Source organism: Serratia sp. CY27727 (genome assembly GCF_052169275.1).
GTDB classification, from domain to species: Bacteria; Pseudomonadota; Gammaproteobacteria; order Enterobacterales; family Enterobacteriaceae; genus Serratia; species Serratia sarumanii.
The window spans coordinates 82,457-97,755 of record NZ_JBJNLB010000006.1; the positions used below are offsets into that span (position 1 = coordinate 82,457).

The following is a 15,299-nucleotide window of genomic DNA, read 5'->3' on the forward strand; positions in this document are numbered from 1 at the left end:
CGACAGATGCTGATAAAACACGCCGCCACGGTACGCTGGCAACTCTGGATAGTGGCATTCGGCTTCTTTATGCAGACGCTGGATACCACTATCGTCAACACCGCCCTGCCCTCGATGGCCGCCAGCCTGGGGGAGAACCCGCTGCGCATGCAGTCGGTGATCGTCTCGTATGTGCTGACGGTGGCGGTGACGCTGCCGGCCAGCGGTTGGCTGGCGGACAAGGTCGGCGTACAGCGGGTGTTTTTCAGCGCCATCCTGCTGTTCACCCTCGGCTCCCTCCTCTGCGCCCGTTCGGAAACCCTGAACGAGCTGATCGCCTCGCGCGTGCTTCAGGGCATCGGCGGCGCGATGATGGTGCCGGTCGGGCGCCTGACGGTGATGAAGATCGTGCCGCGCGAGCAGTACATGGCGGCGATGACCTTCGTGACGTTGCCGGGGCAAATCGGCCCGCTGATGGGGCCGGCGCTGGGTGGCTTCCTGGTGCAATACGCCAGCTGGCATTGGATTTTCCTGATCAACATTCCGGTGGGCATCGTGGGCGCCATCGCCACGCTGCTGCTGATGCCCAACTACCAAATGCAGACCCGCCGCTTCGATCTAAGCGGCTTTATCCTGCTGGCGATCGGCATGGCGTCGCTGACGCTGGCGCTCGACGGCCACAAGGGCATGGGGCTGTCCGGCGGCGCCATCGCCGGCCTGGTGGCGCTGGGCGTGGCGGCGCTGTTGGGGTATGTTTGGCATGCCTACGGCAATAGCCGTGCCCTGTTCTCGCTGCGGCTGCTGCGCACCCCGACTTACAAGATCGGGCTGCTGGCCAGCTTGCTGGGGCGCATCGGCAGCGGCATGCTGCCGTTCATGACGCCGCTGTTTCTGCAGGTCGGCATGGGCTTCACGCCGTTCCACGCCGGGCTGATGATGATCCCGATGATCATCGGCAGCATGGGCATGAAGCGCATCGTGGTGCAGGTGGTCAACCGCTTCGGTTACCGTAACGTGCTGGTGGCCGCCACGCTGCTGCTGGCGCTGGTCAGCCTGAGCTTCTTGCTGGCGGCGATGCTCGGCTGGCTGTGGCTGCTGCCGGTGGTGCTGTTCTTCCAGGGGATGGTCAACTCGCTGCGCTTCTCGGCGATGAACACCCTGACGCTGAAAGATCTGCCAGACAGGCTGGCCAGCAGCGGCAACAGCCTGTTATCGATGGTCATGCAGCTGTCGATGAGCCTTGGCGTCAGCGTCGCCGGCATCTTGATCGGCAGTTTCGCCCATCATCAGGTGGTGGCCGATAGCCCGGCCATTCACAGCGCATTTATTTACAGCTACTGCTGTATGGCGTTGATTATCGCTCTGCCCGCGCTGGCCTTCGCGCGCGTGCCGGCCGATAGCGCGCCCAACCGCACGCTGACCAAAGAGCCGGGTACCGGCTCAACGAGGTTGCAATGAGGATAGGCATTACCGGGAAACTGTTCCTGGCCATTTTCGCTACCTGCATGCTGGTGTTGATCACCATGCATTGGGGGGTGCGCGTCAGCTTTGAGCGCGGCTTTATCGATTACATCAAGAGCAGCAACGAGCAACGCATCAACATGCTGAGCGAAGCGCTGGAGGAACAGTACAGCCACCATGGCAACTGGATATTCCTGCGCAACAACGATCAGGTGGTCTACCAAATCATGCGTTCGTTCGAGCAGAACAGCGACAGCAGCCACAATCTGCCGCCCAAGGGTTGGCGCACCCAGTTTTGGGTGGTGGACAGCCAGTTCAATCGTTTGGTCGGGCATTCTGGCCCCCTGCCGAAAGAGGGGCCGCGCCACCCGATCCGCTACAACAACCAGATCGTCGGCTGGGTGCTCACCACCCCGGTCGAGCGCCTGACGCGCAATACCGACATCAACTTCGATCGCCAGCAGCGGCGCACCAGTTGGATTATCGTCGCGCTCTCCACCCTGCTGGCGGCGGCGGTGACCTGGCTGCTGTCGCGCGGCATGCTGGCCCCGGTCAAGCGTCTGGTGGCGGGCACCCACCGCCTGGCGGCGGGCGATTTCACCACCCGCGTGGCGGTCAGCAGCCAGGATGAACTGGGTCGGCTGGCGCACGACTTCAACCAGCTGGCCACCTCGTTGGAAAAAAACGAGCAGATGCGCCGCGCCTTTATGGCCGACGTATCGCACGAGCTGCGCACGCCGCTGGCGGTGCTGCGCGGCGAACTGGAAGCGCTGCAGGACGGCGTGCGCCAGCCGACGCCGGCGTCGCTCAGTTCGCTGCAGGCCGAGGTATCCACCTTGACCAAACTGGTCGACGATCTGCACCAGCTGTCGCTCTCCGATCTCGGCGCGCTGGCCTATCGCAAATCGTCGGTGGACTGCGTGCACCTGCTGCAGATCGCCGTCGCCGCCTTTCGCGAACGCTTCCGCGCCAAAGGGCTGGAGATCGTCACCCATCTGCCGCCCCAGGCGCCGCTGTTCGGCGATCCCGATCGCCTGAACCAGCTGTTCAATAACCTGCTGGAAAACAGCCTGCGTTACACCGACGCCGGCGGCCGGCTGGAGATCGGCGCCGAGCTGCAGCCGGGGCGGCTGCTCCTCTACTGGCAGGACAGCGCGCCGGGCATCAGCGATCAGCAACTGACGCGCATTTTCGAACGTTTCTACCGGGCGGAAGGTTCACGCAACCGCGCCAGCGGCGGTTCCGGGCTGGGGCTGGCGATCTGCCACAACATCGTGGAAGCGCACGACGGGAAAATCCGCGCCGTGCATTCGCCTTTAGGCGGCGTGCGCATTACAGTAGAATTTGCTACCCCGATAAAAAATAAGGCGCCCTGATGGACATTCAGAATCAACCCGTGCAGATCATGATTGTTGAAGATGAGCCCAAGCTGGGCCAGCTGCTGGTGGATTATCTGCAGGCGGCGGGCTACGCCACCCGCTGGCTGACCAACGGCAACGAGGTGGTGCCGACCGTGCACCAGCATCCGCCGGCGCTGATCTTGCTCGACCTGATGCTGCCGGGCGCCGACGGGCTGACGGTGTGCCGCGAGCTGCGCCGCTTCAGCGACGTTCCGATCGTGATGGTGACGGCGAAAATCGAAGAGATTGACCGCCTGCTGGGGCTGGAGATCGGCGCCGACGATTACATCTGCAAACCCTACAGCCCGCGCGAAGTGGTGGCGCGGGTGAAAACCATCCTGCGCCGCAGCTATCGGCCGCAGGAGAGCGCGCGGGAAGATGACCTGCTGCACATCGATGAACCGCGCTTCCAGGCCAGCTATCAGGGGCAGTTGCTGGATCTGACGCCGGCGGAATTCCGCCTGCTGAAAACGCTGGCCAGCCAGCCGGGCAACGTATTTTCTCGCGAGCAGCTGCTGAACAACCTGTACGACGACTACCGGGTGGTCACCGACCGCACCATCGACAGCCACATCAAAAACCTGCGCCGCAAGCTGGAACTGATCGACGGGGAAAAATCCTTTATCCGCTCGGTATACGGCGTGGGCTACCGCTGGGAAGCCGAGCCCTGCCGGCTGGTGAATGGGGTTTAGGGGGAAATCAGCGCGTCCAGTCTTCAACCGCCAACCCGGGCACCATGGCGAATGCGCGATCGTTGGTCACCAGCGTCGCGCCACGGCTCTGCGCGTGCGCGGCGATCAGTTGATCCAGCGCGCCCATGATTTTGCCCTTTTTCTCCATGTTCGCGCGCATTTCACCGTAGCAGCGGGCGGCCTCGCTATCCCATGCATAGACCGTCACCGCGGCAAGAAAGGCCTCGACCACGCTTTGCAACGCCTTGTTCCGCCGTTTAGCCACACCGTAAAGCAGTTCCGCCTCCGTGACGCTGGAAATACATACGGCAGAAGGCGGGAGCTTTTCCATGACGTTAAGCACCTGCGGATGCTGCCGAAACAAGTGGCTGACGGTGTTGGTATCAAACATGTACATCGCCTACTCTTCCTCTGAGAATGGATCGCGGTCTGCAACCCCTTGCTGACGATCTTCCGCGCCAAGAAACTCTTGTGGCACCGGCGTTTGGGCGATAATGCTCAGCAGCGGTGCCCAGCTGTCCGGCTTTGCCGGATATTTGGATAAAATCACGTTGCCCTCCCGATCGCGACGGATATAGACACGATCCGTATCAAATTCAAATTCCACCGGTAACCTCACCGCCTGATTTCTGCCGTTTTTAAACAGCTTTGCGATTCTTTCCATCTCGACAACCTCCACAGCAGGCATAGGCCAAAGCATATGCCTGTAGCGTGTCGATGCCAAGATGTATCGCTCATTTTTCATCCATATTGACGAAACGGCCAAACCGTAACGCACAATCTCACGGGGTGAAACCCTGTTCCCCTTGTTATGCGGCGCACTGCGCAATCACCGCGCCTTCCCTTAGCTTCCCGTGCGGCGCCAGGTTCACCGAATGAAAACTCCGCGCCGGCGCAAAAAAACTGCGCATTTTTTCGACTAAGCTGCTGTGAGGTTTAGCCGCCGATTTTCAAGCGATTGGCTACACTTACATCACGAATCGGAACCTACAGGAGAAGAACCATGGCAATCGGTCATTACGAGCTGAAAAAAGCAAAGAACGGACAGTACCACTTCAACCTGAAAGCCAGTAACGGCGAGATCATTCTGGCCAGCGAGATGTATGCCAGCAAAGCCTCGGCGGAGAACGGCATCGCCTCGGTGCAGACCAACTCGCCGCATGAAGCGCAGTACGAACTGAAGCACAGCGCCAGCAATCAGCCCTATTTTGTGCTGAAGGCAAAGAACCATCAGGTGATCGGCGTCAGCGAAATGTACAGCTCCGAAAGCGCCGCCAAAAACGGTATCCAGTCGGTGATGAAAAACGGCCCGACCACCGATATCCGCGATTTGAGCGCCTGATATTTCCCTTTCTCCCGCGCGGTGGCCCGCCGCCGCGCATTTTCCGTTTGACCAAGATCAATCTCCCCTGAATAAATCCGGTTAACTGCTGATTTCTTGCCGCGCTGCGGCTACAATTCCCCGCTTTTACTGCGCCATCAGGTGGCGTGGTGCTGACCTGAAATCAGACCGAGACACACTATGTTTACACCGGAACTTCTCTCCCCGGCCGGAACGCTGAAAAACATGCGTTACGCCTTCGCGTACGGCGCCGATGCGGTTTACGCCGGCCAGCCGCGCTACAGCCTGCGGGTGCGCAACAACGAGTTCAACCACGAGAATCTGGCGCAGGGCATCAATGAAGCCCATGCGCTGGGCAAAAAATTCTACGTGGTGGTAAACATCGCCCCGCACAACGCCAAGCTGAAAACCTTCCTGCGCGATCTGAAGCCGGTTATCGATATGGGCCCGGATGCGCTGATCATGTCCGATCCCGGCCTTATCATGATGGTGCGCGAAGCCTTCCCGCAGATGGATATCCACCTGTCGGTGCAGGCCAACGCCGTTAACTGGGCGACGGTGAAGTTCTGGCAGCAAATGGGCCTGACCCGCGTGATCCTCTCGCGCGAACTGTCGCTGGAAGAGATCGCCGAGATCCGCGCCGAAGTGCCGGACATGGAGCTGGAGATCTTCGTGCATGGCGCGCTGTGCATGGCCTACTCCGGCCGCTGCCTGCTGTCCGGCTACATCAACAAGCGCGATCCCAACCAGGGCACCTGCACCAACGCCTGCCGCTGGCAGTACAAAGCGGAAGAAGGCAAAGAGGACGACACCGGCAATATCGTGCACCTGCACGAGCCGATCCCGGTGCAAACCGTCGAGCCGACGTTGGGCATCGGCGCGCCGACCGACAAGGTGTTCATGCTGTCTGAGGCGCAAAAGCCAGGCGAATATATGAGCGCCTTCGAAGACGAACACGGCACCTATATCATGAACTCCAAGGATCTGCGCGCCATCCAGCACGTGGAACGTCTGACGCAGCTCGGCGTGCACTCGCTGAAGATCGAAGGCCGCACCAAATCCTTCTACTACTGCGCCCGCACCGCCCAGGTCTACCGCCGCGCCATCGACGACGCGGCCGCCGGCAAACCCTTCGATCCGACTCTGCTTACCACGCTGGAAGGCCTGGCGCACCGTGGCTACACCGAAGGCTTCCTGCGCCGCCACGTGCACGAAGCGCAGCAGAATTACGACTACGGCTCCTCGCTCTCCGAGCGCCAGCAGTTCGTCGGCGAATTCACCGGCGTGCGCCGCGATGGCTGGGCGGAAGTCGACGTGAAGAATAAGTTCGCGCTCGGCGACAGCGTCGAGATGATGACGCCGGGCGGCAACGTGGTGTTCACCCTCGAGAGCATGCAAAATAAGAAAGGCGAGCCGATTGAGGTGGCGCCGGGCAACGGCCATATCGTTTATTTGCCGATCCCGCAGGATATCGATCTCAATTATGCGTTGCTGATCCGCAATTTGGCGGAAGAAAATAGCGCCGGGGCATAAAAATGAATCGCCGTCATTCGGCGGCGATTTTTAGCAAATATTAGAATTGGATCACATCAATGTGCGCGCAGCTTGGTTACTATCACGCTGCTTAAAACGAACAACGAAAATATTTGCATAGCAATACTAGGAACCACCTCCTTAGCCGGCCCAATCTCCCTTGGGCTGGCTTTTTCTTTATGGGTGCGCCTATTTTTTTCGCCGCGCCGATTTCCATAACTTATTCCCGTTATCCGTTTTAATAATAATAATCACGCCGCTTCGATATATAAATAACGCTACAGCGATTAATCCTCTCGTCTTTAAAACCTGGCTTATTTCCGGGTAAAATTCAGATAAATTCGCCTTGTTTCTTATTCACTGAACGCCGGGAAATAACCAGAATTAGCTGAATATTCTGATGGCCTGGTGGCGGCAGCTGGTTTATCTTGAGGCATTCTTGGTTTTCCGCCGGAGGATATCGGCAATGCCTCAACACTCACATGCGCCCGCCCTGCTTATCATCAACGGCAAAGGCGCCGGTAACGAAGAGCTGCGTCAGGCGGTCAAACGCCTGCGCGCAGAGCAAATCACGCTGCACGTGCGCGTAACCTGGGAGCACGGCGACGCCGCGCGCTATGTCGCAGAAGCCACGCAGCTCGGCGTCGGCACCGTCGTCGCCGGCGGCGGTGACGGCACCATCAACGAAGTGGCCGCCGCGCTGGTGCAACTGCCGGCGCACAACCGGCCGGCGCTGGGCATCCTGCCGCTCGGCACCGCCAACGACTTCGCCATGGCCTGCAACATCCCCCCTTCGCCGGAACAGGCGCTGCAGCTGGCGATCAAGGGCCGCTCGGTGCCGATCGATCTGGCGAAGGTCAACGGCGAGCGCTACTTCATCAACATGGCCACCGGCGGCTTCGGCACCCGCATCACCACCGAAACGCCGGAGAAGCTGAAGGCGGCGTTGGGCGGCGTGTCCTACTTCGTGCACGGCTTGCTGCGCATGGATACGCTGCAGGCCGACCGCTGTGAAATCCGCGGGCCGGACTTCCGCTGGGCCGGCGAGGCGCTGGTGATCGGCATCGGCAACGGCAAGCAGGCCGGCGGCGGCCAGGAGCTGTGCCCCAGCGCGCTGATCAACGACGGCCTGCTGCAGCTGCGCCTGCTGATCGCCGATGAGCTGCTGCCGGCGCTGGTCGCCGCCCTGTTCAACGACGAAGAGAGCAACAGCATCCTCAGCGCGGCGCTGCCGTGGCTCGAGATCGACGCGCCGCATGAGATGACCTTCAACCTCGACGGCGAACCGCTCAAGGGCCGCCATTTCCGCATCGAAGTGCTGCCGCAGGCCATCGAATGCCGCCTGCCGCCTAACTGCGCCCTGCTGGGCTGACCTTGTCGGGCGCAGCCGCTGCGCCCCGTTTCTTCCCCCGTTTACCCGCTTCCGCTCGCGATCAAATGTGATCCTCTCCGGCAAATTCATCAAATCATACTTGTATGGTAGTTAGTTCATGACGTATTTTCGCGCTATCTCTCCGCAGCTACAGGATGTGAAGGTTATGAAAATCGTCAACGCCGAGGTGTTCGTCACCTGCCCGGGGCGCAATTTTGTCACGCTGAAAATCACCACCGATGACGGCATCGTCGGCCTCGGTGACGCCACGCTAAATGGCCGCGAATTGCCGGTGGCCTCTTACCTGAAAGATCACCTCTGCCCGCAGCTGATCGGCCGCGACGCGCAGCGGATCGAAGACCTCTGGCAATTCTTCTACAAAGGCGCTTACTGGCGGCGCGGCCCGGTGACCATGTCGGCCATTTCCGCTGTCGACATGGCGCTGTGGGACATCAAGGCCAAGGCCGCCAACATGCCGCTGTATCAGCTGTTGGGCGGCGCCTCGCGCTCCGGTGTGATGGTGTATTGCCACACCACCGGCCACTCGATCGACGAGGTGCTCGACGACTACGCCAAACATAAAGAACAAGGCTTCAAGGCGATCCGCGTTCAATGCGGCGTGCCGGGTATGAAAACCACCTACGGCATGGCCAAGGGCAAAGGCCAGGCCTATGAGCCGGCCACCAAGGGCGACTGGCCGGAAGAGCAGCTGTGGTCGACGGAAAAATACCTCGATTTCACCCCCAAACTGTTCGACGCGGTGCGCAACAGGTTCGGCTTCAACGAACATCTGCTGCACGACATGCACCACCGCCTGACGCCGATCGAAGCGGCGCGCTTCGGCAAAAGCGCCGAACCGTATCGCCTGTTCTGGATGGAAGATCCTACGCCGGCGGAAAATCAGGCCTGTTTCCGCCTGATCCGCCAGCATACCGTCACGCCGATCGCCGTCGGCGAGGTGTTCAACAGCATCTGGGACTGCAAACAGCTGATCGAAGAACAGCTGATCGACTACATCCGCACCACCCTGACGCACGCGGGCGGCATCACCGGCATGCGGCGCATCGCCGACTTCGCCTCGCTGTATCAGGTGCGCACCGGCTCCCACGGCCCTTCCGATCTGTCGCCAATCTGCATGGCGGCGGCGCTGCATTTCGATCTGTGGGTGCCGAATTTCGGCGTGCAGGAATACATGGGCTATTCCGAGCAGATGCTCGAGGTGTTCCCGCACAGTTGGACATTCGACGACGGCTATATGCACCCGGGCGACAAGCCGGGCATCGGCATCGAGTTCGATGAGAAGCTGGCGGCGCGTTATCCGTATGAATCGGCCTACCTGCCGGTCGCGCGTCTGGAGGATGGCACCTTATGGAACTGGTAAACACCATGCGCAGCGTCGTGATCGAACAGCCCGGGCGCCTGACGCTGCAGACGCGCGCGCTGCCGCAGCCGGCGGCCGGCGAGGTGCGGGTCAAGGTGAAATTCGCCGGCATCTGCGGCTCCGACGTCCATATCTATCACGGCCATAACCCGTTCGCCCGCTATCCGCGGGTGATCGGCCACGAGTTCTTCGGCCTGATCGATGCGCTGGGCAAAGGCGTCGATCCAGCGCGCCTCGGTGAACGCGTCTCGGTAGATCCGGTGGTGAGCTGCGGCCACTGCTATCCCTGTTCGGTCGGCCGCCCCAACGTCTGCACCTCGCTGCAGGTGATCGGCGTGCACCGCGACGGCGGCTTCAGCGACTACGCCTGCGTGCCGGCGCGCAACGCCTATCCGATTCCGCCCACCATCAGCGATCGCCACGCCGCGATGATCGAACCCTTCAGCATCGCCGCCAACATTACCGCCCATCTGCAACCGCGCCCCGACGACATCGCGCTGATCTACGGCGCCGGGCCGATGGGGCTCACGGTGATCCAGACGCTGAAAGGCGTGTACGGCGTCAAGCAGGTGTGGGTCGTCGATCGCATCGCCGAACGGCTGGACATGGCGCGTGCCAACGGCGCCGACGAGACGTTCAACAACGCCGAGGCCGCATTGCCGCAGATGCTGCAGCAGCGCGGCATTCAGCCGACGCTGATCGTCGATGCCGCCTGCCACCCCGCCATTTTGCCGGAGGCGATCAATCTGGCCTCGCCGGCGGCGCGCATCGGCATCATGGGCTTTTCCGGCGACGCCTGCACCCTGACCCAGCAGAGCATCACCAGCAAGGAGCTGTCGATCTTCTCCTCGCGCCTGAACAGCGCGCGCTTCCCGCAGGTGATCGGCTGGATGGCGGACGGCAAGCTAGACCCGCAGCGGCTGCTCACCCACTGCGTGCCCGCCGCCGACGTCGAACGGGCGATGCTGATGTTCGAGCGGGATCAGCGCACCTGCTGCAAGGTGCTGCTGCAGTTCGAGTAACGCCAAGGCAGCATCGGGGCATTGGGCGGCACCCGCCGCCCGTGCAAACAACGAAGCATCACGATTAAAACGACACCCAGTGGAGCGCTTTATGTTTAAAAACCTGCGTTGGACCATCGTGTTCCTGCTGTTCATGGTCTACATGATCAACTACCTCGACCGCGTGGCGCTGTCGATCACCGTGCCAATGATCGAACAGGATCTGATGCTGAACGCCGAACAGTTCGGCCTGATTTTCGGCAGCTTCTTCTTCGGCTACGCCATCTTCAACTTCGTCGGCGGGCTGGCGGTCGACCGTTTCGGCCCGACGCTGGTGCTGGGCGTGGCGGTCGGTCTGTGGTCTATCTTCTGCGGCATGACGGCGATCGCCACCGGTTTTTACTCGATGCTGATCCTGCGCATCCTGTTCGGCATGGCCGAAGGGCCGATCTGCGCCTCGGCCAACAAGATGATCAACGGCTGGTTCCCGAAGAAGCAGGCGGCGACCGCCATGGGCCTGCTCAGCGCCGGTTCGCCTTTGGGCGGCGCGGTGGCCGGGCCAATCGTCGGCTATCTGGCGCTGGCGTTCGGTTGGCGACCGGCGTTTATGATCATCTGCGCCATCGGCATCGTCTGGATGCTGGTGTGGTTCTTCGTGGTGGCGGATAACCCGGCGAAAAGCCAGCGCGTCAGCGCCGAAGAACGGGCGCTGATCGCGCGGTTGAAACAGGAAAACCTCGGCGAGGAAAGCGCGCTGAGCGACGCCGCGCACGGGCTGGGTTACTACCTGAAGCAGCCGATCATTCTGGTCACCGCCTTCGCCTTCTTCTGCTACAACTATATTCTGTTCTTCTTCCTGAGCTGGTTCCCCTCGTATCTGGTGCAGGCGCACAACCTGAACATCAAGGAGATGAGCCTGACCACGATGATCCCGTGGATCGTCGGCTTCGTCGGGCTGGCGCTCGGCGGCTATATTTCCGACAAAATCTTCAACATCACCGGCAAATTGCTGCTGTCGCGCAAGATCGTGCTGGTCACCAGCCTGCTGGCGGCGGCGGTGTGCGTGGCGTTGGCAGGCACCGTCAGCAGCGTGGTGCCGGCGGTGATGCTGATGTCGGTGTCGATCTTCTTCCTTTACATCACCGGCGCTCTCTACTGGGCGATCATCCAGGACGTGGTGCATAAATCCCGGGTCGGCGGCGCCAGCGGGTTCATTCATTTGATCGGCAGCGTCTCCGGCATCATCGGGCCGATCGTCACCGGCTACATCGTGCAGAACACCGGCAAATTCGACAGCGCCTTTATGCTGGCGGGCGGCGTCGCCGCGCTGGGCGCGCTGCTGGTGCTGCTGGTGATCAAGGCGCCGCGCGCAACGGCGGGCGTGCAAATCTTAAAACCATAACGCCAGGCGGGGCGGCTTCGCCCCTTTGCTTACCTCTCCAGGGACATTGAACATGAGACTTTCCGACCACAGCGCGCTGCCGGCCGCCGTTCTCCGGCCCGGCTACGCACGTGAGCGAGTGAAACCGCGCATGGTGCATATCGGCTTCGGCGCGTTTCACCGCGCGCACCAGGCGATGTACGCCGACAGGCTGGCCAGCGAGCACGGCAGCGACTGGGGCTACTGCGAAATCAGCATGCAGCACGGCCGGCAAAAGATCGCCGACCTGCAGCAACAGGATCTGCTGTTCTCGGTGGCGGAGATGGACGACGACGGCTTGCGGGGCCGGGTCATCGGCGTGGTGCGCCAGGCGCTGCACCTGCAAACCGACGGGCTGGCGGCGGTGCTGGCGGCCCTGACGCAGCCTGAGATCGCCATCGTCTCGCTGACCATCAGCGAAAAGGGCTATTGCCACCACCCTGCCAGCGGCCGGCTGATGGCGGAACACCCGGCGATCGCGCATGATATCGCTCACCCGGCGCAGCCACAGTCGGCGCCGGGGCTGCTGTTGGCGGCGCTGCGCCTGCGCCGCGAACGCGGGCTGCCGCCGTTCGCCGTGATGTCCTGCGACAATATGCCGGCCAACGGCCGGGTCACGCGCCAGGTGCTGCTCGACCTGGCGCAGCGGCAGGATCCGGCGCTGGCCGACTGGGTGCGTCAAGAGGTCGCCTTCCCTTCCACCATGGTGGATCGCATCGTGCCGGCGATGACGCAGGAAGCCCGCGGGCAGCTGTTTGCCTGCCTGGACGGCGTCGAGGATGAGGTCGGCGTGGCCTGCGAGCCGTTCAGCCAGTGGGTCATTGAGGATCGCTTTCCCCAGGGGCGCCCGGCCTGGGAAAAAGTCGGCGCCGAGCTGGTGAGCGACGTGCTGCCGTACGAGGAGATGAAGCTGCGCATGCTGAACGGCAGCCATTCGTTCCTCGCCTACCTCGGCTATTTGGCCGGTTATCAGCACATTGGCGACTGCATGCAGGACGCGGATTTTGTCCGCGCCGCCCGTCACCTGATGCTGGCGGAACAGGCGCCGACCCTGCAGGTGCCGAACGTCGATTTGGCGCAGTATGCCGACTCGCTGCTGCGGCGTTTCCGCAACCGCTCGCTGAAGCACCGCACCGCACAGATCGCCGTGGACGGCACGCAAAAGCTGCCGCAGCGGCTGCTGGACGCGATCCGCTGGCATCTGGCGCATGGCAGCCGCTTCGACTGCCTGGCGCTGGGCGTCGCCGGCTGGATGCGCTACGTCGGCGGCCGCGATGAGCAAGGCGCGCCGATCGACATCAGCGATCCGCTGCGCGACCCCATCGCCGCGTTGGTCGCCGGCAGCGAGGAAGGCCGGCCCCGCGTCCTGGCGCTGCTGCAGCTCGACAGCGTCTTCGGCCAGGATCTGCCCGACTCGCCTGACTTCGTCCGCGCCGTCAGCCACGCTTATCATCAACTGCTGAGCCTGGGGGCCAAAGCCGCCGTCGCCGCTCTGCCGCTTACCGACCGGGAGGTTTCCGATGACCGTCACCACGCATAACGCCGTCAATACCGGCAATCAACCGCTGCTGCGGCGCGTCGCCAGCGCTTCGGCCATCGGCACCGCCGCCGAGTATTATGATTTCTTCGCCTACGGCACCGCCGCGGTGCTGTTCTTCGGCCAGCTGTTTTTCCCCAGCGCCGATCCGCTGATCAGCACGCTGGCGGCCTTCGCCACCTACGCGGTCGGTTTCCTGGCGCGCCCGCTGGGCGGCATCGTGTTCGGCCACATCGGCGACAAGGTCGGCCGCAAGAAGGCGCTGGTGATCACCATCCTGATCGTCGGCCTCGGCACCTTCTGCATCGGCCTGCTGCCCACCTATGAGCAGATCGGCATCTGGGCGCCGCTCGCGCTGATCTTTATCCGCGTGCTGCAGGGCTTCGGCGTCGGCGGCGAACAGGCCGGCGCGGTGCTGATGACCGCCGAATATGCGCCGCCGCCGCGGCGCGGCTTCTACGCCAGTTGGGTACAGATCGGCGCGCCCGCCGGTTTCCTGCTGCCGTCCGGGCTGTTCGCGCTGTTGACCGCCGTACTATCGCCGGCGCAGATGCTGGACTGGGGCTGGCGCATTCCGTTCCTGCTCAGCCTGCTGCTGGTGATTGTCGGGCTGTTTATTCGCCTGAAGATCGACGAGTCGCCGGTGTTTACCCAAATCCGTGCCACCAAGGCGGTGGAGAGCCGGCCGGTGGTGGAAGTAGCCCGCCGCTATCCCGGCCTTATCGGCAAAGGGGTGTGCGCCAAGCTGATTGAAGCCTGCGCCTTCGCCATGTTCACGGTGATCGTACTGGCCTACGGCAAGGCTAACCACCTCAACGAAAGCATTCTGCTGGAGGCGATGATCGTGGCGGTGCTGCTGGAGATTTTCGCCATTCCGCTGATGGGCCGCCTCTCCGATCGGGTTGGGCGAAAACCGGTATACATCGCCGGCGCGCTGCTGCAGGTGGCGTGCATCGTGCCGTTCTTTATGGCGATCAACCTCGATAATTTCTGGGTGACGCAGATCGCCATGATCGTGGTGCTGACCTTCGGCCACAGCATGTGCTACGCGCCGCAGGCCTCCTACTTCCCGGAGCTGTTCCCCACCCGCGTGCGCTGCAGCGGCATCGCGCTGATCTGGCAGATCGGATCGCTGATCGGCAGCGGCATTCTCGGGCTGCTGGCGGTGAAGATCCTGCAGGTGACCGGCGGCCACTACTACGGGCTGGCGGGTTACATGATGGTGCTGGGCGTGGTGTCGGCCATCGGCCTGAGCCTGATGCCGGAAACCGCGCCAGGGCGGCGCAAGCAGGAATATCAGGATTGGCATCACTGAGTTACCCTGCCCGGCGGGTGGATTTATCCACCCGCCCTCAACCAATAATCTGCTAGTATGGTGGCATTCGAATTCCAGCCAGATGCCTGATTGTCGCCATGTCTGAAACGTACAGTCTCACCAACAACGTCCCGGTCAACCAACAGATCTATCGCTTCCTGCGCAAGGATATCGTCGACTGCACCATCCCCCCCGGCACCCTGTTGTCCGAGAAAGAGATTTCTACGCGCTTTTGCGTTTCGCGCCAGCCGGTGCGCGAAGCTTTCATCAAGCTGGCGGAGGCCGGCCTGGTGCAGATCCTGCCGCAGCGCGGCACTTTCGTGATGAAAATCTCCGCCAAGCGCGTGGCCGACGGGCGCTTTATCCGCCAGGCGGTGGAATGCGCCATTGTGCGCCGCGCGGCCGAGCGCGCCACCCCGGCGCAGCTGATGACGCTGGAGCATAACCTGCACCGCCAGGCGCTGGCGGCGCAGAACGGGCAAACGCGCGAGTTTCTGGCGCTGGACGACGAATTCCACCAGCTGCTGACCCAGTTCGCCGACTGCCCGCTGGCGTGGGAGACCATCGAAACCATCAAGGCCACCATGGATCGGGTGCGTTTCCTCAGCCTGAGCGAAGTCTCGCCGCCGGAGAGCCTGATCAAGCAGCACTACCGCATCTACGAGGCGCTGAAAGCGCGCGATGCCGAGGCGGCGGAGCGCGCCATCCACGATCACCTGCAGGAGATGATCTACTCCATCACCCCAATCGCCCAGCAGAACACCGAGTGGTTCGAGATCGAATAATCAATCGTTTAGCGCGCCGGGGGCGATCGTCCCCGCGTATTTGGCCTCGCAAATGGCATTTCCTCTCAATCGCATCTATTG

At 62.2% G+C, this 15,299-nt stretch carries 14 protein-coding genes; 12 read left to right on the plus strand and 2 right to left on the minus strand.

From position 1 onward, the window contains the following. Positions 1–6 precede the first annotated feature (6 nt). From ACJ8HB_RS15850 to baeR, 3 genes are read left to right on the plus strand one after another with little or no spacing between them, the layout of a single operon-like run. The gene (locus tag ACJ8HB_RS15850; protein ID WP_160866766.1) at positions 7–1,437 is read left to right on the plus strand and encodes an MFS transporter; all 1,431 of its coding nucleotides are present in this window, start codon (positions 7–9) and stop codon (positions 1,435–1,437) included. Further along, positions 1,434–2,816 carry a two-component system sensor histidine kinase BaeS gene (gene baeS, locus ACJ8HB_RS15855; RefSeq protein ID WP_094860007.1) on the plus strand — a complete coding sequence of 461 codons (1,383 nt, stop codon included), beginning with the start codon at positions 1,434–1,436 and terminating at the stop codon, positions 2,814–2,816. Before ACJ8HB_RS15850 ends, baeS begins: the two co-directional genes overlap by 4 nt. After that, on the plus strand, positions 2,816–3,532 hold the full coding sequence (baeR, locus tag ACJ8HB_RS15860) for a two-component system response regulator BaeR (RefSeq protein WP_033635542.1): 717 nt from the start codon (positions 2,816–2,818) through the stop codon (positions 3,530–3,532). The genes baeS and baeR overlap by 1 nt, the downstream gene beginning before the upstream one ends. A 7-nt stretch (positions 3,533–3,539) precedes the next feature. Here the strand turns inward: baeR and ACJ8HB_RS15865 are convergent, their stop codons facing one another. After that, positions 3,540–3,929, minus strand: coding sequence for a type II toxin-antitoxin system VapC family toxin (locus ACJ8HB_RS15865; protein WP_033648839.1), 390 nt, complete (start codon positions 3,927–3,929; stop codon positions 3,540–3,542). A 3-nt stretch (positions 3,930–3,932) separates the two neighbouring features. Next, positions 3,933–4,196 (minus strand): antitoxin, encoded by a 264-nt coding sequence (locus ACJ8HB_RS15870; RefSeq protein ID WP_004941563.1) that lies wholly within the window; start codon positions 4,194–4,196, stop codon positions 3,933–3,935. A 339-nt stretch (positions 4,197–4,535) separates the two neighbouring features. Between ACJ8HB_RS15870 and ACJ8HB_RS15875 the strand changes: the two genes are divergently transcribed. The 9 genes from ACJ8HB_RS15875 (at position 4,536) to ACJ8HB_RS15915 (ending at position 15,218) form a co-directional block, all read left to right on the plus strand. After that, positions 4,536–4,874 carry a YegP family protein gene (locus ACJ8HB_RS15875; RefSeq protein ID WP_094860008.1) on the plus strand — a complete coding sequence of 113 codons (339 nt, stop codon included), beginning with the start codon at positions 4,536–4,538 and terminating at the stop codon, positions 4,872–4,874. A gap of 180 nt (positions 4,875–5,054) precedes the next feature. Continuing rightward, positions 5,055–6,407, plus strand: coding sequence for a prephenate-dependent tRNA uridine(34) hydroxylase TrhP (trhP, locus tag ACJ8HB_RS15880; RefSeq protein ID WP_033635545.1), 1,353 nt, complete (start codon positions 5,055–5,057; stop codon positions 6,405–6,407). Between the two features lie 466 nt (positions 6,408–6,873). Beyond that, positions 6,874–7,779, plus strand: a complete 906-nt coding sequence (yegS, locus tag ACJ8HB_RS15885; RefSeq protein WP_033635546.1) for a lipid kinase YegS — start codon at positions 6,874–6,876, stop codon at positions 7,777–7,779. Positions 7,780–7,945: 166 nt separating this feature from the next. Then, on the plus strand, positions 7,946–9,160 hold the full coding sequence (gene manD, locus ACJ8HB_RS15890) for a D-mannonate dehydratase ManD (protein ID WP_094860009.1): 1,215 nt from the start codon (positions 7,946–7,948) through the stop codon (positions 9,158–9,160). 5 nt (positions 9,161–9,165) lie between these two features. Then, a complete protein-coding gene (locus tag ACJ8HB_RS15895; protein WP_094860027.1) occupies positions 9,166–10,182 on the plus strand; it encodes a Zn-dependent oxidoreductase in 1,017 nt (338 codons plus the stop codon). A gap of 91 nt (positions 10,183–10,273) precedes the next feature. Continuing rightward, positions 10,274–11,563 (plus strand): MFS transporter, encoded by a 1,290-nt coding sequence (locus ACJ8HB_RS15900; protein ID WP_033648844.1) that lies wholly within the window; start codon positions 10,274–10,276, stop codon positions 11,561–11,563. A 52-nt stretch (positions 11,564–11,615) separates the two neighbouring features. Next, a complete protein-coding gene (locus ACJ8HB_RS15905; RefSeq protein WP_094860010.1) occupies positions 11,616–13,121 on the plus strand; it encodes a mannitol dehydrogenase family protein in 1,506 nt (501 codons plus the stop codon). Then, the gene (locus ACJ8HB_RS15910; protein ID WP_033654553.1) at positions 13,102–14,433 is read left to right on the plus strand and encodes an MFS transporter; all 1,332 of its coding nucleotides are present in this window, start codon (positions 13,102–13,104) and stop codon (positions 14,431–14,433) included. Before ACJ8HB_RS15905 ends, ACJ8HB_RS15910 begins: the two co-directional genes overlap by 20 nt. A 98-nt stretch (positions 14,434–14,531) precedes the next feature. Then, complete coding sequence (locus ACJ8HB_RS15915; RefSeq protein WP_033635552.1) at positions 14,532–15,218, plus strand: GntR family transcriptional regulator; 687 nt, start codon at positions 14,532–14,534, stop codon at positions 15,216–15,218. The last annotated feature ends 81 nt before the right edge of the window (positions 15,219–15,299 follow it).